Consider the following 16,885-nt stretch of genomic DNA (forward strand, 5'->3'; position numbering starts at 1 on the left):
AGGCGGCTGATGGACCTTTATTCCTGGATCAAGGCACTCCATGTGATGTCGATCATCGCCTGGATGGCGGGTCTGTTTTATCTCCCGAGGCTCTTCGTCTATCACGCTGCAGCCGCCGCCGGATCGGAGAAGGCGGAAACCTTCAAGATCATGGAACGCAGGTTGATGGTGGCGATCATGCGACCGGCCATGGGCGCAAGTTGGATTTTCGGCCTTTGGGTGGCCTATCTCGGCGATGCTTTCACGCAAGGATGGTTTCACGCCAAGCTGTTGCTTGTCGTTCTTATGACGGCATTTCACGAATATCTGGGGAGTTGCCTCAAGAAGTTTGCGGCCGACCGGAACGACAAGTCGGAGCGATTTTACCGAATAATAAACGAAGTTCCGACAGTCTTGATGATCGGGATCGTTATCCTGGTGATCGTGCGGCCGTTCTGAGCCACCTGTTTTCGTTTGCTGGTTCTGTGAATCGATTGAATATTAAAAGAAAGTTATAGAGAGGTTTGAACTCGTAATTACACTTGCCGTAGGCTTACGAAGCATATATTTTCAGGTTAATCGAAATCGTGCGGACATGGTGGCCTTGGAACTGGAAGGCGCCAGGCTTCGGTTCTCCCCTAAGTCAAAGATCCGCAAATCTCTCCCACCTTTTTGCGTTTCCTCTGGCGCGGCATTCCCGCTGAAGCTGAAACATACCTCCCAACTGAGAAAAAGAAGATACTGCCTTGTCAATCAAAGAGCTGAAACTCTCAGATCTTAAAGAGAAAACTCCGACAGAGCTGCTGGCGTTTGCGGAAGAGAATGAGGTCGAAAACGCCAGCACGATGCGCAAGCAGGAACTGATGTTTGCGATCCTGAAGCAGCTCGCCGCCAAGGATGTCGATATTATCGGCGAAGGCGTGGTGGAGGTGCTGCAGGATGGTTTTGGTTTCCTGCGCTCGCCGGATGCGAATTATCTGCCAGGGCCGGACGATATTTATGTGTCCCCCTCGCAAATACGGCGGTTCTCGCTTCGCACTGGCGATACCGTGGAAGGCGAGATCCGCAGCCCCAAGGAAGGCGAACGATATTTCGCCCTCCTGAAAGTCAACTCGATCAACTTCGAGGATCCTGATAAGGCGCGCCACAAGGTTCATTTCGACAACCTGACACCGCTTTATCCGGACTCGCGGTTCGTGATGGAGGTCGAAAATCCCGGCTCGAAGGATTTTTCGGCTCGGGTCATCGATATTGTTGCGCCGCTCGGCAAAGGCCAACGCGGGTTGATCACCGCTCCGCCGCGTACGGGCAAGACTGTGTTCCTCCAGAACATTGCCAAATCGATCACGACGAACCATCCGGAATGCTATCTGATCGTTCTTCTGATCGACGAGCGCCCGGAAGAAGTGACAGACATGCAGCGCACGGTGAATGGCGAGGTGATTTCCTCTACCTTCGATGAGCCTGCAGCACGCCATGTACAGGTTGCCGAAATGGTGATCGAAAAGGCCAAGCGCCTCGTTGAACATGGCCGTGATGTCGTGATCCTGCTGGATTCCATTACCCGCCTCGGCCGCGCCTACAACACTGTCGTGCCATCTTCCGGCAAGGTGCTGACAGGCGGTGTGGATGCGAATGCCCTTCAGCGTCCGAAGCGCTTTTTCGGTGCCGCCCGTAATATCGAGGAGGGCGGCTCGCTCACAATTATCGCGACCGCGCTGATCGATACCGGCAGCCGTATGGATGAGGTTATCTTCGAAGAGTTCAAGGGAACCGGTAACTCCGAAATCATCCTGGACCGCAAGATTTCCGACAAGCGCGTTTTCCCGGCGATCGATATTCAGCGTTCGGGCACGCGTAAGGAAGAGCTTTTGGTTGCACCGGACAGGCTCAAGAAGACCTTCGTTCTTCGCCGCATCCTCAATCCGATGGGAACGGTCGATGCGATCGAGTTTCTTATGGACAAACTCAGGCAGACGAAATCGAACGAGGATTTCTTCGATTCCATGAACACCTGACCGGACGGAGCAATCCATTCGGAATTTCGAAGGGCGTCCTGATCTGGTGGCGCCCTTTTTGATTGCCGGGTGTTGAACCCTGGAACAAGTCCCGCGAAATCAGGATCCGATTTCGCGAAGGAAATATCCGAGTTTACTCCGGCTCCGTAAGCCGCCCGGAGAATATTGCTACTAGAGCGAGTTCTTTTTACGAAAGCGGTCCGCTTTCGTGGACAGCGCTTTGGTGCATTGGCAAGCTATGTTGTGGACGGGTGTTTCACGTGAATCATGTCGCGGCGATTTTCTATATAACCTTGATTGGGAGCTGACCCATGCTCTTGGAATCAGAGCGATTGATTATTCGTGATTGGAATGACAGCGATTTGCGGCCATCACGAAACATGAACGCCGATCCGCACGTGATGCGATATTTTCCATCTGTTCTGTCATCCGCGGAATCTGATGCCTTCGTAGAACGTTGTAAATCGAAGATTGGACGGGATGGATTCTCCCTTTTTCCCTTGGAATTGAAAGAATCCGGGAAATTTAAAGGAACTGCCGGACTGAGTCCGCCCGATTACGAAAAGCCGCTTCCGTTTGAACCATGTGTCGAAATTGGATGGCGCTCGCCGGTTTCATCTTGGCGAAAGGGTTACGGTAGCGAAGCGGCGCGGGCACTACTGGGATTCGGATTCGAAACATTGGGTCTGGATGAGATTGTCTCTTTCACAGCTACACTCAACAAGCGTTCCGCACGGGTGATGGAGAGGATTGGGCTGGCCCGCTATCATGATAGCGATTTCATGCATCCAATGATTGCTGAGGGAGATTCGTTGAGGCCCCATATTCCTTATCGAATGCAGCGGGCGACCTGGTGTCAGTCAGCACCGTGCCGGATTCACGTGAAACAGGCTTACACATCCGCGATACAAGAGCGTTCACCGGTGCGTATACCGAGCGAAAGCTTTTCTTTCGGTACATCGACGATCGAATCGGATGCAGAATAATCTTCAACCGCGATCAAGCACTATACGAGACGAAGAAGGATATGACAGAGCGTGACACGATTTATGCGCTTTCGAGCGGAGCATTGCCGGCAGGTGTAGCTGTTATCCGCATTTCCGGCCAGCTCGCGGGCGATATAGGAGCGCAGATGCTGGATGGATCTTTTAGCCCTAGAAAAGCGCACCTTCGGAAAATTCTTCATCCCGGTACAGGGGAGATGATCGATGAAGCGCTCGTAATCTGGTTTCCGGCGCCGAACAGTTTTACCGGTGAAGATGTCCTGGAAATTCAATGCCATGGCGGGCGTGCAGTCGTGACGTCTATTTTGTCGGCTCTTGAATGTTTTCCTGACGTTCGTCCCGCTGAGGCAGGAGAATTCACCCGACGGGCGTTTGATGCAGGGCGACTGGATCTTACCGAGGTGGAGGGCCTTTCTGATCTGATAGCCGCAGAGACGGAGGTACAGAGGCGACAGGCCCTTCGGCAATTGGGGGGAGGGCTGTCCGAACTTTACGAGGGGTGGCGACGGGAATTGCTAAGGGCCCGTTCCCTTATCGAGGCTGAGTTGGATTTCGCCGATGAAGATGACGTGCCCGCTTCTGTATCCCAAAGCGTGTGGGCGAACGTTCGGTCTCTCGCAGACCTCATTGAAGATCACCTGTCCCGGTCCAAAATTGCCGAAAGACTGCGCAGGGGCATCCAGATTGTGCTGGCTGGTCCGCCCAATGCAGGCAAGTCGAGCCTCATGAATGCGTTGTCAAAGCGGGACGTCGCGATCGTCACCGAGGAAGCGGGAACGACGCGCGATGTCTTGGAAGTCCATCTCGATCTGGACGGACTGCCGGTCACTCTGGTAGATACCGCCGGCATTCGCGAAGCTGAAGGGCTGGTTGAAAGGGAGGGCATTCGACGCGCGCGGGAGCGGATGCGACAGGCTGATGTTGTATTGTGGCTTATGCCGGCCAATGAAGGAGCCCCTGCACAGCCGGATGAACTTTTAAGTGGGATGGAAATGCCTCCGGTATGGATGATCTTGTCGAAGGCGGATCTTGGCCTGGGCGAAATGGCTAAGGCGGCGGTGGGATCAATCGCTGTTTCCACAAAAACGCCTCGCGGACTGGATCAATTGATCTGGGACCTGGGGAAATTCGCATCAGCGCGTCTCGCGCTATCGGAAGAACCGCTTGCGACAAGAGAGCGCCATCGCTTGCACCTTCAGGATTGCCTGACGGCCCTTGAACGTTCGTTGGATTCGGATTCGAAACCACTTGAACTTCGGGCCGAAGACCTTAGAGCTGCGGCTGAAGCGCTGGGGCGGATATCTGGTCGGATCGATGTTGAGGATTTGTTGGACGTGATATTTGGCGAATTTTGTATCGGTAAGTAAATAAAATGTTTCACGTGAAACGCTAGATCCAGCGATCGATTCAGAATCGAAACATATGTCGGACCATTAAAACCTAACACCTCGTATTTATCTCTTGCGCGGAGAAATCGGCTTCTATTCCCGTTGGGCATGCTTTGGCGGAATTCCTCGCATCGCTTGGCTATTCCGAGGCAAATGGTGTATCACCGGCCCGCTAGAAGGCTTTGGCATTTATAATCCATCTTCCCGTTGCAAGTACCCACGTAGAGCAAGTTTACCATCAGGAGCCAGGATGTCGGACCTGAAATTCGATGTTGTCGTCGTTGGTGGGGGCCATGCCGGCTGTGAAGCGGCTGCGGCCTCTGCCCGACTTGGCGCGCGGACTGCCCTCGTTACGCATCGCTTCGATACAATTGGCACCATGTCCTGCAATCCGGCGGTCGGTGGGCTTGGCAAGGGTCATCTGGTTCGCGAAATTGACGCGCTTGATGGTCTGATGGGACGGGTTGCGGACAAGGCTGGTATCCAGTTTCGCCTCCTGAACCGGCGTAAGGGGCCGGCTGTCAGAGGTCCGAGAGCCCAAGCGGACCGAAAGCTTTACCGGGAAGCGATGCAGGCGGCGATCCTCTCGACGGAAGGCCTGTCGGTTATCGAAGGTGAAGCGGCAGAGTTCGTCATAGAGAATAATCGAATCGGAGGCGTTATCCTCTCGGATGGGCGCCGTATTGACTGCGGCGCACTGGTCCTGACGACCGGTACCTTCTTGCGAGGAATGATTCATATTGGCGACCGGCAAATTCCCGCGGGTCGGGCGGACGAAGATCCTTCGTTGAAACTTTCGGAATCCCTTCTTTCGGTTGGCTTTCAGCTCGGCCGTTTGAAAACGGGTACACCAGCCCGGCTAGATGGACGGTCGATTGACTGGAGCAAGCTCCAGGAGCAGCCGGGCGACGATGAGCCCGAGGTTTTCTCCACGCTTACACGATCAATCACGGCCCGTCAGGTGCCTTGCCATATCACCCGAACGACTGAAAAAACCCATTTCATCATCCGGGAGAATATCGATCGCTCGGCGATGTATTCCGGCAATATATCGGGGCAGGGCCCGCGCTATTGCCCCTCGATCGAGGACAAGGTCGTCCGCTTTGCGGATCGTGACAGTCACCAGATATTCCTGGAGCCGGAAGGGCTGGACGATCACACGGTATATCCAAATGGAATATCGACCTCATTGCCCGAGGACGTTCAGATCGCCTTCCTCAAGACCATTCCCGGCCTCGAGCGGGTGAAGGTCTTAAAACCGGGATACGCAATTGAATACGATCATATTGATCCTCGCGAACTTAAGGCTACGCTGGAAACCAAGCGTGTCGCCGGTCTTTATCTGGCTGGCCAGGTGAACGGAACCACCGGATACGAGGAGGCTGGCGGTCAGGGTATTGTCGCAGGGATTAATGCCGCGCTGAAGGTGGGACAGAGCGAGGAAATCGTTTTTTCCCGGTCCGATGGCTATATAGGCGTAATGGTGGACGATCTTGTCACGCGTGGCATTTCCGAACCCTATCGGATGTTCACTTCGCGCGCTGAGTATCGCTTGTCCCTTCGCGCGGATAACGCAGACCAACGCCTGACCCCAATAGGAATGAAGCTTGGGTGTATTTCCGAAGAGCGTCGATTCGCTTTCGAATCGAAAATGCATGCGGTGTCAGAGGCTATTGAAACGCTTAAGTCGCTATCGGTTACGCCGACGGATGCGGCCCGCCAGGGCCTGGCTCTCAACCAGGATGGTATGCGGCGCACGGCATTCGAGCTCCTGTCTTATCCCGACGTTTGTCTGGATGATTTGAAGTGCATCTGGCCGAAGGAGATTGATGCGCTGTCGCCTCAGGCTGCAAAGCAGGCGGAAATCGAAGCGCTATATGCGGTTTATATGAAGCGGCAAGCCGCCGATATAGCGGCTCTCCAGCGCGATGAGGCGCTCGAATTGCCGGATACGATCAATTATGATCGGATCAAGGGGTTGTCTAACGAAGTCCGGCAAAAGCTCGAGAGGGTCAGACCCAGGACCCTTGGTCAGGCAGCGCGGATCGACGGCGTGACGCCTGCGGCTTTGACGCTTCTTCTCGCTCATGTGCGCAAGAGGGAACCACGGGCGGAATCCGGGCGGAATGTCGCGTGACCGGAGAGCGTTATATAAAGCGCCCTTTGGGTAATGCGGACACAAAGACGCCTGTTGTCAAGCGCGGTACGGCGCACGATTCTCCCGCTGTGTTGGAGGATATCGCAGCCGTTTCACGTGAAACAATTGAGCGCCTGAATATCTATGTCGACCTCCTGAAACGCTGGCAGCCGGCACAAAACCTTGTGGCTCCCTCGACACTTGACGACATCTGGACCCGCCATGTCGCGGATTCCTTTCAACCTCATCTCCTACTTCCGCAGGCGCGCCGCTGGGTGGATTTCGGAAGCGGGGCTGGATTTCCGGGCCTTGTAACAGCCATTCTCATGATGGAAGCGAAACCCGCAGAAGGCGTGAAGCCAATCGTCCATCTGCTGGAAAGCAATCAGCGCAAGGCCGCTTTCCTGAGAACAGTCATGCGAGAGACAGGCTGTCCCGCGAAGGTTCATGCGAAACGCATTGAAGATGTGCTGGCAGGATGGAACGAATCCGTCGATGCTGTCTCAGCTCGGGCCCTGGCGTCGCTGACTGTGCTTTGCGGTTTCGCGCATCCCCTTGTGAACAAGGGTGCAATCGCAATTTTCCACAAAGGAAAAAATTTCCGCGATGAGATTAACGAAGCTTCTCACGCTTGGGTGCTCGATCTGGTAGAAAAGAAGAGTCTCGTAGATCCGGACAGCCGGTTACTGGTGATTTCTCGGATATCGGCGCGTTCTGCGACAGGGAAAGGCTGATCTCGCATGAGCATGCTTCCTCGTTCCCCGCGCGTTCTGGCGCTGGCCAATCAGAAAGGCGGGGTCGGCAAAACGACCACTGCGATCAATCTCGGTACGGCGCTGGCTGCAATAGGCGAGCGTGTCCTGGTGGTCGATCTTGATCCGCAGGGCAATGCGTCAACCGGCCTCGGTATCGAGCGGAACCGCAGGAATCTTTCCACCTACGACGTATTGTCGGGTGATTGCACTCTGGGAGAAGCTATCCAGGATACTGCGGTGCCCCGGCTTTGGGTCGCCCCGTCGACGATGGACCTTCTGGGGGTCGAGCTTGAGATCGCTTCCAAACAGGACCGGGCCTTCCGCCTCAGAAGCGCGATTTCCGGCCTCGCTCGGGATATCGGGCGCGGTCTTCCGGATTTTACTTATGTGCTCGTTGACTGTCCGCCATCGCTCAACCTGTTGACGATAAACGCCTTGTCGGCATCCCACTCCATCCTTGTGCCGCTGCAGTGCGAGTTTTTCGCGCTGGAAGGTCTGAGCCAGCTTCTGAGCACTGTCGAGCAGGTCAAGGCGTCCCTGAATCCCGAACTCAATATCCACGGCATCGTGCTGACGATGTACGACAGCCGAAACAACCTGTCTGCGCAGGTTGTCGAAGATGTTCGCGAAACAATGGGAGACACGGTCTATGAGACGGTTATCCCGCGAAACGTCAGGGTTTCGGAAGCGCCATCCTACGGCAAGCCGGCGCTTCTCTACGATCTGAAATGCGCCGGAAGCCAGGCTTATCTCCGGCTGGCGTCGGAGATAATTCAGCGTGAGCGGAATTTGCGGACCGTCGCTGCCTGATGGGCGGATGCCGGCATCCGATTCGGAAGCAAAACCAATTCAGGCCGCAATTGCGGGCTCTTCGGCAACCGGTCGCCAGGGCAATGTGATTTGGTTGCGGACTACTCATAGCAGGTCCGTCTTGAATACGGCGGATAATCCGGTGGGCGTAAATTATGAAAGAGAATGACACAGCCGGCGGGCGCAAGCGTCTGGGTCGTGGATTGGCGGCTCTGATCGGCGAGGCCAGCAACGAACCGCCGGTGGAACCCAATCGTCCGCGCGATACGAGGAAAGTGCCGATCGAGCATCTGACGGCGAACCCTCGTAATCCGCGCAAGAATTTTTCCGAGCGAGATCTTTCCGAGCTGACCGAATCCGTACGCGAGAAGGGTGTGGTGCAGCCGCTACTCGTTCGTCCTGTCCCGGGGCGGGAGGATGCATTCGAAATCATCGCGGGTGAGCGGCGCTGGCGGGCGGCGCAGAAGGCCGGCCTGCACGAGCTTCCCGTTGTCGTTCGTGATGTGACGGATCAGGAAGCGCTTGAACTTGCTATCATCGAAAACGTTCAGCGGGCGGATCTTAATCCGATCGAGGAAGCGCTCGGTTACGACCAGTTGGTTGATGAATTCTCCTACAGCCAGAGCGAACTGGCCAAGGTGATTGGCAAGAGCCGCAGTCATGTAGCCAATACGCTTCGTCTCCTGAAACTGCCAAATTCGGTGAAGGACTACCTGGCGGAGGGCCTGCTTACAGCAGGTCACGCGCGCGCGTTGATCACGGCTGAGGATCCGGCCGCCCTTGCCGAACTCATCGTCGAGCGCGGGTTGAACGTTCGCGAAGCGGAGAAGCTGGCGCAGGATCCGGACGCTCTCACCAGGGTGAAGGATGTGCGTGCGCCGAAACCCGAAAAGGATGCCGACACCAGGGCCCTGGAAAAGCGATTGACTGATGGTCTCGGTTTGAAGGTTGCGATTGCCCACAAGACGGACAAGGGAACTGGCGAGTTGAAGATCAAATACAAATCCGTCGAACAACTTGACGAACTTTGTCGTCTACTCGGTATCCAGAATTAATTATATAACCAAATCAATAGTTTATCATCTTTTGCCGCGCCGCGCGCGCGATACGCGGCCAAGGGTCAGGAACACGTCCGAAAGAAGGGCTGGGCCGAGATTCTGGTTCAGCCTTGCATCCCGTACGGTCCGGCCAAGGCGCTCTATGGCTTTTTCCAGGTCTTCGCGGCTCCAGAGGCCGATTTCCCGCGCCACGGTATCGCGCCTGCGGAAAAAGATCGGCGGGCTGCATTGGCCAACGATCTGGGCGGCGGGTGCGCCTTTGTCGTAAAGGCCGCGCAGGCGATGCAGCAGTTGGAAATGGCGGAGCGCCGTATTGGCGATGATATCCGGCTTCTGTCCGGTTTCCTCCAGCCGCTCGATGCCGTGGTCGATCGTTTCCAGGTCTCCTGTCGCTACAGCATCCACCAGTTCGTCGACGACGAAGGCTGAGGCATCGCCGATTACCGCGTCCACATCGGCCGTTTCGATCCTCTCCTTGCCGTGCGCATATAGGCAGAGTTTGCGAATCTCGCCCCGGCTGGCCAGGCGGTCCGCGCCAAGATGTTCCTGAAGGGCCTGTTTCGCCTCGCGCGATATCGCCAGGCCGAAATGGCGAACCTCTTCCTCTATCAATCGCTCGACATCTCGTGCGCTGTCCGCATAGCAGGGCAGTGCCACGGCCTTCTTGTCGCTTTCGAAGCGCCTACGCAGTCCGGTGCCTTTTTTGAGATCGCCGGCCTCGATGATGACGAGCGCCATTTCACCGGGTTGCTTCAGGAGCGTGTCTACGGCCGGCGTGAGATTTTTCGATCCGCCGTCCTTTACCCAGATTACCCTTCGCCCTCCGAAAAGCGGGATGGTCAGTGCCTCGTCGATCAGCCGCGTCGGGTCAGCGGCGACATCGGCCGCGTCCAGTTTTACGAGGGAAAACGGGTCTTCATTATCGGCGGTTGCTTGCGTGACGAGCTTTTGCGCGCGTTCCGAAACAAGTCCGGTATCCGGCCCGTATATAAGGATGAGGTTGGCACTTTCCGGAGGGTGGGCTAGAAAGCGCTCGATCTCCTGGGCTTTCAGCGCAACCATTGCCCGCTTATCCCTCTGTTTTCACGTATGTTTCAGCCTTGTCCCTGCGCGGTGAAATAGCCGGCGAGGCGGGTCTGTATATCGCCTGCGATAACTTTGGCGGCCCGGTTGTCCGCATCCCGTTCGGCGCGAAGGTTCGCGAAGCGCTGGCTGGAAAAGTCGTAACTGGCGGTGGCGAAAGCGCGTCCGGTCATCAGTGTCTTGTCGGTTTCGAACTCCGACAGCACGAAGGACGCGTTGAGCGTCACCGAATAGGAGGCGGGAACGTCCGCCAGCCGCTCCACGCCGACTTCGTTTCGCTGCCGGTCCAGAATCACCCTGAGTCGATATCGGGGTGGCTCGCCGCGTCCGCCCCGTCGGAAGCCGAACAGCATCTCGTTCCGCAGCACCTGCCCGATGCGCTTCAGATCGTCGGCGCTGGTGCTGTCGACCTGCTCGATCTCGATTGCGGCAAGTTCCCCCGCAACCGGCGAATCCGGGCCGAGGGACCACGTTCCATAGAGCGGTTTCACCTGGCAGCCTGCCAGCACAAGGCCGGCTGCACCGAGAATGAGGCTTACGGACCGCCTGCGCGACGGGTCGAAGAGGCGGTCTCGCTTAGATGACGACATTGACGATCCTCGCTGGGACGACGATGACCTTGCGCGGCGGCTTGCCGTCAAGAAGACGGGAGACCGCATCGAGCGACAGAGTAGCCGCTTCGATCTCCTCTTTGGAAGCCTCTCTTGAGACGGTTACATCGGCCCGCTTTTTGCCGTTCACCTGCACCGGCAGGGTGATTGTGTCTTCGACGAGCAGGCTTTCATCGACTTCGGGCCAGCCGGAGGTCGAAAGCAGGCCTTCGCCGCCAAGCGCTTCCCAGCAGCTTTCGGCAAGATGGGGCGTCATCGGGGCCATCATGCGCACGAGGTATTCCGCGCCCTCGCGAATGGCATAGGCCATGTCCACCGGCACGTCCTGCCGCTGCTGGGCCTTGGTGAGTGTGTTGACGAGTTCGTAAAGCCGGGCGACCGCGCGGTTGAATGCAAGCTTTTCGATGTCGTCGGAAACCGCCTTCAGCGTCTTGTGGGTCGCACGGCGGATCTCCATCGCGGTGTCGCCGAAGTCAGCCAGCTTGGTAATTGCCACCGGCATTTTTTCCGCAATTTCTCCTGTCATCCGCCAGACGCGTTGCACGAAGCGCCATGCGCCCTGCACGCCGTCTTCCGTCCATTCCACGTCGCGCTCCGGCGGGCTGTCGGAAAGCATGAACCAGCGTGCGGTATCTGCGCCATAGGTCTCGATGATATCCGTCGGATCGACTGTGTTCTTTTTCGACTTGGACATCTTCTCGATCGGGCCGATGGTGACCGCGCTGCCGTCTATTTCGAGCACCGCATGGCGCTTGCCGTCACGCTCCTCCAACCGGACTTCGGCGGGCGAAATCCAGGCGCCGTCTGCGCCCTTGTAGGTTTCATGCGTCACCATGCCTTGTGTGAACAGGCCCTTGAATGGCTCGGTCACGCCAAGGTGTCCCGTTTTCTTCATCGCCCTTGCGAAGAAGCGGGAATAGAGCAGGTGCAGGATCGCGTGTTCGATGCCGCCGATATACTGGTCGACCGGCAGCCACGCGTCGGCGGCTTCCTTGTCCGTCGGCTCAGAATTCCGCGGATCGGTGAAGCGCGCGAAATACCAGGACGAATCCACGAAAGTGTCCATCGTATCGGTTTCGCGCGTCGCGTCCTTGCCGCATTTGGGGCAGGCGACATGCTTCCACGTCGGGTGCCGGTCAAGCGGATTTCCCGGCTTGTCGAAGTTGATGTCGTCGGGAAGCTTAACCGGCAAACTATCCTTGGGCACCGGCAGGGTGCCACAGGTCTCGCAGTGGATGACCGGGATAGGGCAGCCCCAGTAGCGCTGGCGCGAAATGCCCCAGTCGCGCAGGCGGAAGTTGATCTCGCGCACCCCTTGCGGGTTGTTGCCCACGGTTTGCGATTCAAGCCGCTTGGCGATCGCCTCCTTCGCGTCCGGCACGCTCATGCCGTCCATGAAGTCGGAATTGAAAATCGTGCCGTCGCCGGTATAGGCCTCGTCACCGATCTCGAACGTTGCGGGGTCGGCATCCTTCGGCAGCACCACTGGCTTGACGGGCAGGCCGTATTTGCGGGCGAAATCGAGGTCGCGCTGGTCGTGCGCCGGGCAGGCGAAGATCGCGCCCGTGCCGTAGCCCATCAGGATGAAATTCGCGACGTAGACCGGCAGCTCGACCGTCTCGTCGAGCGGATGTTTCACCTTCAGGCCCGTGTCGAAGCCGCGCTTTTCCGCCTTCTCGATTGCCTCTTCGGAAGTGCCGAGGTGGTGGCATTCCTCGATGAAGGCGGCTAGCTCCGGGTCCTTTTCGGCAAGCGCCTGCGAAATCGGGTGATCCGGAGAAAGCCCCATGAATGACGCACCGTAAAGCGTGTCGGGCCTTGTGGTGAAGATCTCCAGCGTCGTTTCGCCGGACGGGGCGGGCGTCACGAACTCGAAGGTTACGCGCAGGCCTTCCGAACGGCCGATCCAGTTGCGCTGCATGAGGCGCACCTTGTCCGGCCAGCGGTCGAGCGTGTCGATGGCCTCAAGCAGCTCCTCGGCGTAGTCGGTGATGCGCAGGAACCATTGCGTGAGTTCGCGCTGCTCGACGACGGCGCCGGAGCGCCAGCCGCGCCCGTCGATCACCTGCTCGTTGGCAAGCACGGTCATGTCGACCGGGTCCCAGTTCACCTTGGACTTGCGCCGGTCGACAAGGCCCGCTTCCAGAAAGTCCAGGAACAGGCGCTGCTGCTGGGCGTAATATTCCGGGTCGCAGGTGGCGAATTCGCGGCTCCAGTCCAGCGAAAGCCCCATGATCTTGAGCTGGCCGCGCATGGTGGCGATGTTTTCGTAGGTCCAGTCCTTGGGGTGGACCTTGTTTTGCATCGCCGCGTTTTCGGCCGGCATGCCGAAGGCGTCCCAGCCCATCGGATGCAGGACGTTGAAGCCGCGCGCGCGCTTGTAGCGCGCCACCACGTCGCCCATCGTGTAGTTGCGCACGTGCCCCATGTGGATGCGCCCTGACGGATAGGGGAACATCTCGAGCACGTAGTATTTCGGCTGCGGATCGTCGTTCCGCGTGACAAAGACCTGATTTTCGTCCCAGACTTTCTGCCAGCGCGCCTCGGCCTCGCGGGCATTGTAACGTTCCGTCGCCATCGATTTCGCCGTTCCAGATTTTCTTGTTCGTTCGAACAGGATAGCTTTGCGCGGACTGTCACCAGAAATAGCCGCGCCGGTCAACCGCGAACACGCGGATTTCAGCCGCATGTGGCGATTGGCTTCCGGCGGACGCCCGAATTTGGCTGAACCGGTTGCTGTCGTCCGCGCAAGCGTCTACCAATCCGGGAAAGACAGGACCGGGAAATCCATGAGCGAAACCGCAGCCGACCGCCTTTCCGAAATCTGGGCCAGGATTGCCGCCGCCGAGAAAGAAGCGCACAGGACGCCCGGCTCGGTGGAACTCGTCGCGGTCTCCAAGACCTTCGGTACGGAAGATATCCGCCCGGTGATCGAGGCGGGCCAGAACGTCTTCGGCGAAAATCGGGTCCAGGAAGCTCAAAAGAAATGGCCGGCCCTGAAGGCCGATTATCCGGATGTGGAACTGCATCTGATCGGCCCCTTGCAGTCCAACAAGGCGAAGGACGCGGTGGAACTTTTCGATGCGATCCATTCGATCGACCGGGAGAAGATCGCCCGCGCGGTCAAGGATGAGATGGACAAGCAGGGAAAGCGCTTGCGCCTCTTCGTTCAGGTCAACACGGGCGAGGAGCCGCAGAAAGCCGGCGTCGCACCCGGCGAGGTCGATGATTTCGTGAAGTTCTGCCGCAACGATCTCGGCCTCGCGATAGAGGGCCTCATGGCTATTCCGCCGTTTGACGAGGCGCCGGGCCCGCATTTCGCGCTCCTGCAGAAGATCGCCGACCGCAATGGCCTTCTTGGCCTTTCGATGGGCATGTCGGGAGATTTCGAAACCGCGATTTCCTTCGGTGCGACGCATGTCCGCGTTGGCTCGGCGATTTTCGGCGCGCGGGATTACTCCGCCTGATGCGATAAGCTGGCCTTTGGCCCGGATTTCCTTGACTCGCGGCCCGTTCCCGCTTATCACGCGCGCACTCCTTGACAGGATGTGACATTGCGATCCGGCCGACCGGGCCCCGAAAAGGTATAAAGAGAGCCCGGAGGTTACCACCCGACAGCGCGTTGCGCCCTCGGGTGTAGTTCTGCTTTGCGCGGTCGCTGGCGTTTCTCGTCGTCACGCCTATCTGGAGGGGGTGAAGGCGCGTTGAGTGCCGGAATCTCGATGCCGAAATCCTGAAAGGGCCATCATGTTCGAAAGTCTGTCCGATCGCCTGAGCGGAGTGCTCGACAAGCTCACCAAGCGCGGTGCCTTGTCGGAATCCGACGTGTCGGAAGCCATGCGCGAGGTTCGCCGCGCGCTGATCGAGGCGGATGTCGCGCTGCCGGTGGTCCGCTCCTTCACGGACAAGGTGAAGAACCGCGCCGTTGGCCAGGAAGTGCTCAAGTCGGTGACGCCGGGCCAGCAGGTCGTGAAAATCGTGCACGACCAGCTTGTCGAAATGCTCGGCTCCGACGCCAGGCCGATCGATCTCGACGCCCCGGCGCCGGTCTGCATCATGATGGTGGGTCTCCAGGGTTCGGGTAAAACCACGACCACGGGCAAGATCGCGCGCCGGCTGACGGAGCGGGAGCGTCGCAAGGTGCTGATGGCCTCGCTCGACACCCGCCGACCGGCAGCACAAGAGCAGCTCAAGGTCCTCGGCGAACAGAACGGCGTCGATACCCTGCCGATCATCGCCGGCCAGACGCCGGTCCAGATCGCGAACCGCGCGATGACGGCGGCGAAGCTTGGCGGCTACGACGTGGTGATGCTGGATACCGCTGGCCGTATCCACATCGACGAGCCGCTGATGGTGGAGATGGCGGAGGTCAAAAAGGCCTCTAATCCGCATGAAATCCTGCTCGTCGCCGATGCGCTGACGGGTCAGGATGCGGTCAATCTCGCAACGTCATTCGATGAGCGCGTCGGCATCACCGGCATCGTGCTGACCCGCATGGACGGTGACGGGCGCGGCGGTGCAGCCCTTTCCATGCGTGCGGTCACCGGCAAGCCGGTCAAGCTCATCGGTACTGGCGAAAAGGCTGACGCGCTGGAGGAGTTCCATCCCTCGCGCATCGCCGACCGTATCCTCGGCATGGGCGATATCGTCTCGCTCGTCGAAAAGGCCGCGCAGGAATTCGATGCCGATCAGGCGGCCAAAATGGCCGCCAAGATGAAGAAAGGGTCCTTCGATCTGGAGGATCTGGCCGAGCAGCTCAAGCAAATGGAAAAACTCGGCGGAATGTCCGGCATCATGGGCATGATGCCGGGGGTGGGAAAGATCAAGAAGCAGCTCGGCGCGGCAAATCTCGATGACAAGGTCGTCAAGCGCCAGGTTGCCATCATCCAGTCGATGACGCCCGCCGAGCGCCGCCGGCCTGAGCTTATGAAGGCTAGCCGCAAGAAGCGCATCGCCCGCGGTTCGGGCGTGGATGTCGCGGACGTCAACAAGCTTCTCAAGATGCACCGCCAGATGGCGGACATGATGAAGCAGATGGGCAAGGGCAAGGGTCTCTTCGGCAAGCTTATGGGCGGCATGGGCGGCGGCGGCATGCCGCAGGTCGACCCGAAGGAGATCGAAAAGCTCGCCAAGTCGGGCCAGCTTCCGGGTGGAATGTCCGGCGGCGGTCTGCCAGGCGGCTTTCCGGGCGCGGGCCTGCCGCCTGGCGGTATGCCGGGGCTTCCGGGCATGGGCGGGATGAAACTTCCCGGCCTTCCCGGACTGGGGAAAGGAAAGAAGAAATGAGCACCAATGCCGAGACCCAACTCGGCCCGGACCATCCGGCGCTCGCTGAACTCAAGGAATTGCGCGGCTCAATAGACAATATCGACGCGGCTCTGGTGCACATGCTGGCCGAAAGGTTCCGTTGCACGCAGCGCGTCGGTGTCCTGAAAGCCACGCACAATCTTCCGCCGGCCGACCCGGCACGGGAGGAACGGCAGATCGAACGCCTTCGCGATCTCGCGCACAAGGCGAATCTCGATCCCGATTTCGCCGAAAAATTCCTCAACTTCATCGTCAGGGAAGTCATTCGGCATCACGAAGCCATTCGCCGCTGATCGGCGAACCGCTATTTAACAGGAGTAGACAAAATGGCCCTCAAGATCCGTCTCGCACGCGGCGGCGCGAAGAAGCGCCCGTATTACCGCATCGTCGTTGCCGATGAGCGCGCGCCGCGCGATGGCCGCTTCATCGAGCGTCTCGGCACCTACAATCCGATGCTGCCGAAGGACGATGAAAACCGCATCGAGCTCAACCTGGAGCGTATTCAGCACTGGATCGGCAACGGCGCGCAGCCGACCGACCGTGTCCTGCGTTTCCTGGATGCCGCCGGCGTCCTGAAGCGCGCGCCGCGCAACAATCCGCAGAAGGCCGAGCCCGGCCAGAAGGCCAAGGAGCGCCTTGAAGAAAAGCGCCAGAAGGCAGAAGACGCGGCTGCCGCCGCTGCGGAAGCCCAGGCCGAGCCCGCCGCTTCCGAGGAAGCCGCTGCGGAATAATCCG

Annotated in this window: 15 protein-coding genes; 12 read left to right on the forward strand and 3 right to left on the reverse strand. The window is 58.5% G+C overall.

Annotated elements, in window-relative coordinates:
• Nucleotides 1-9: 9 nt before the first annotated feature.
• From hemJ to HPQ64_RS03895, 8 genes are all read left to right on the forward strand, one after another.
• Entirely contained in the window at nucleotides 10-438 is a 429-nt protein-coding gene (gene hemJ / locus HPQ64_RS03860; protein ID WP_172887049.1) for a protoporphyrinogen oxidase HemJ, read from the forward strand.
• Between the two features lie 293 nt (nucleotides 439-731).
• Nucleotides 732-1,997: a transcription termination factor Rho gene (gene rho, locus HPQ64_RS03865; RefSeq protein WP_172888494.1), complete on the forward strand. Its 1,266-nt coding sequence runs from the start codon at nucleotides 732-734 to the stop codon at nucleotides 1,995-1,997.
• A 311-nt stretch (nucleotides 1,998-2,308) separates the two neighbouring features.
• Complete coding sequence (locus tag HPQ64_RS03870; protein WP_172887050.1) at nucleotides 2,309-2,983, forward strand: GNAT family N-acetyltransferase; 675 nt, start codon at nucleotides 2,309-2,311, stop codon at nucleotides 2,981-2,983.
• 41 nt (nucleotides 2,984-3,024) lie between these two features.
• Complete coding sequence (gene mnmE, locus HPQ64_RS03875) at nucleotides 3,025-4,368, forward strand: tRNA uridine-5-carboxymethylaminomethyl(34) synthesis GTPase MnmE (protein ID WP_172887051.1); 1,344 nt, start codon at nucleotides 3,025-3,027, stop codon at nucleotides 4,366-4,368.
• Between the two features lie 271 nt (nucleotides 4,369-4,639).
• Entirely contained in the window at nucleotides 4,640-6,526 is a 1,887-nt protein-coding gene (gene mnmG / locus HPQ64_RS03880; RefSeq protein ID WP_172887052.1) for a tRNA uridine-5-carboxymethylaminomethyl(34) synthesis enzyme MnmG, read from the forward strand.
• Nucleotides 6,523-7,260 carry a 16S rRNA (guanine(527)-N(7))-methyltransferase RsmG gene (gene rsmG / locus HPQ64_RS03885; protein WP_343035903.1) on the forward strand — a complete coding sequence of 246 codons (738 nt, stop codon included), beginning with the start codon at nucleotides 6,523-6,525 and terminating at the stop codon, nucleotides 7,258-7,260. Before mnmG ends, rsmG begins: the two co-directional genes overlap by 4 nt.
• A 6-nt stretch (nucleotides 7,261-7,266) precedes the next feature.
• Complete coding sequence (locus tag HPQ64_RS03890; RefSeq protein WP_172887053.1) at nucleotides 7,267-8,091, forward strand: ParA family protein; 825 nt, start codon at nucleotides 7,267-7,269, stop codon at nucleotides 8,089-8,091.
• 155 nt (nucleotides 8,092-8,246) lie between these two features.
• On the forward strand, nucleotides 8,247-9,146 hold the full coding sequence (locus HPQ64_RS03895) for a ParB/RepB/Spo0J family partition protein (RefSeq protein ID WP_172887054.1): 900 nt from the start codon (nucleotides 8,247-8,249) through the stop codon (nucleotides 9,144-9,146).
• Between the two features lie 24 nt (nucleotides 9,147-9,170).
• On the opposite strand, the gene holA is transcribed toward HPQ64_RS03895, so the two are convergent.
• Genes holA through leuS form a run of 3 tightly spaced genes read right to left on the reverse strand, consistent with a single transcriptional unit; the run spans nucleotide 9,171 to nucleotide 13,421 of the window.
• Nucleotides 9,171-10,211 (reverse strand): DNA polymerase III subunit delta, encoded by a 1,041-nt coding sequence (gene holA / locus HPQ64_RS03900; RefSeq protein ID WP_172887055.1) that lies wholly within the window; start codon nucleotides 10,209-10,211, stop codon nucleotides 9,171-9,173.
• 32 nt (nucleotides 10,212-10,243) lie between these two features.
• A complete protein-coding gene (locus tag HPQ64_RS03905) occupies nucleotides 10,244-10,822 on the reverse strand; it encodes an LPS assembly lipoprotein LptE (protein ID WP_172887056.1) in 579 nt (192 codons plus the stop codon).
• Nucleotides 10,809-13,421 (reverse strand): leucine--tRNA ligase, encoded by a 2,613-nt coding sequence (leuS, locus tag HPQ64_RS03910; RefSeq protein WP_172887057.1) that lies wholly within the window; start codon nucleotides 13,419-13,421, stop codon nucleotides 10,809-10,811. The genes HPQ64_RS03905 and leuS overlap by 14 nt, the downstream gene beginning before the upstream one ends.
• A gap of 211 nt (nucleotides 13,422-13,632) precedes the next feature.
• Between leuS and HPQ64_RS03915 the strand changes: the two genes are divergently transcribed.
• The 4 genes from HPQ64_RS03915 (at nucleotide 13,633) to rpsP (ending at nucleotide 16,881) form a co-directional block, all read left to right on the forward strand.
• Nucleotides 13,633-14,310 (forward strand): YggS family pyridoxal phosphate-dependent enzyme, encoded by a 678-nt coding sequence (locus HPQ64_RS03915; RefSeq protein ID WP_172887058.1) that lies wholly within the window; start codon nucleotides 13,633-13,635, stop codon nucleotides 14,308-14,310.
• Between the two features lie 280 nt (nucleotides 14,311-14,590).
• Nucleotides 14,591-16,129: a signal recognition particle protein gene (ffh, locus tag HPQ64_RS03920; RefSeq protein WP_172887059.1), complete on the forward strand. Its 1,539-nt coding sequence runs from the start codon at nucleotides 14,591-14,593 to the stop codon at nucleotides 16,127-16,129.
• Nucleotides 16,126-16,443: a chorismate mutase gene (locus HPQ64_RS03925; protein WP_172887060.1), complete on the forward strand. Its 318-nt coding sequence runs from the start codon at nucleotides 16,126-16,128 to the stop codon at nucleotides 16,441-16,443. Before ffh ends, HPQ64_RS03925 begins: the two co-directional genes overlap by 4 nt.
• A gap of 33 nt (nucleotides 16,444-16,476) precedes the next feature.
• Entirely contained in the window at nucleotides 16,477-16,881 is a 405-nt protein-coding gene (gene rpsP, locus HPQ64_RS03930) for a 30S ribosomal protein S16 (RefSeq protein WP_172887061.1), read from the forward strand.
• The last annotated feature ends 4 nt before the right edge of the window (nucleotides 16,882-16,885 follow it).

Source organism: Hongsoonwoonella zoysiae (assembly GCF_013266695.1).
Taxonomy (GTDB): Bacteria; Pseudomonadota; Alphaproteobacteria; order Rhizobiales; family Stappiaceae; genus Hongsoonwoonella; species Hongsoonwoonella zoysiae.

Excerpts from the sequence above, each read along its gene's own strand:
- hemJ (WP_172887049.1), top strand. The coding sequence starts at position 10 with ATGGACCTTTATTCCTGGATCAAGGCACTCCATGTGATGTCGATCATC.
- HPQ64_RS03870 (WP_172887050.1), top strand. The coding sequence starts at position 2,309 with ATGCTCTTGGAATCAGAGCGATTGATTATTCGTGATTGGAATGACAGC.
- mnmE (WP_172887051.1), top strand. The coding sequence starts at position 3,025 with ATGACAGAGCGTGACACGATTTATGCGCTTTCGAGCGGAGCATTGCCG.
- mnmG (WP_172887052.1), top strand. The coding sequence starts at position 4,640 with ATGTCGGACCTGAAATTCGATGTTGTCGTCGTTGGTGGGGGCCATGCC.
- HPQ64_RS03890 (WP_172887053.1), top strand. The coding sequence starts at position 7,267 with ATGAGCATGCTTCCTCGTTCCCCGCGCGTTCTGGCGCTGGCCAATCAG.
- HPQ64_RS03895 (WP_172887054.1), top strand. The coding sequence starts at position 8,247 with ATGAAAGAGAATGACACAGCCGGCGGGCGCAAGCGTCTGGGTCGTGGA.
- holA (WP_172887055.1), bottom strand. The coding sequence starts at position 10,211 with ATGGTTGCGCTGAAAGCCCAGGAGATCGAGCGCTTTCTAGCCCACCCT.
- HPQ64_RS03905 (WP_172887056.1), bottom strand. The coding sequence starts at position 10,822 with ATGTCGTCATCTAAGCGAGACCGCCTCTTCGACCCGTCGCGCAGGCGG.
- leuS (WP_172887057.1), bottom strand. The coding sequence starts at position 13,421 with ATGGCGACGGAACGTTACAATGCCCGCGAGGCCGAGGCGCGCTGGCAG.
- HPQ64_RS03915 (WP_172887058.1), top strand. The coding sequence starts at position 13,633 with ATGAGCGAAACCGCAGCCGACCGCCTTTCCGAAATCTGGGCCAGGATT.
- ffh (WP_172887059.1), top strand. The coding sequence starts at position 14,591 with ATGTTCGAAAGTCTGTCCGATCGCCTGAGCGGAGTGCTCGACAAGCTC.
- HPQ64_RS03925 (WP_172887060.1), top strand. The coding sequence starts at position 16,126 with ATGAGCACCAATGCCGAGACCCAACTCGGCCCGGACCATCCGGCGCTC.
- rpsP (WP_172887061.1), top strand. The coding sequence starts at position 16,477 with ATGGCCCTCAAGATCCGTCTCGCACGCGGCGGCGCGAAGAAGCGCCCG.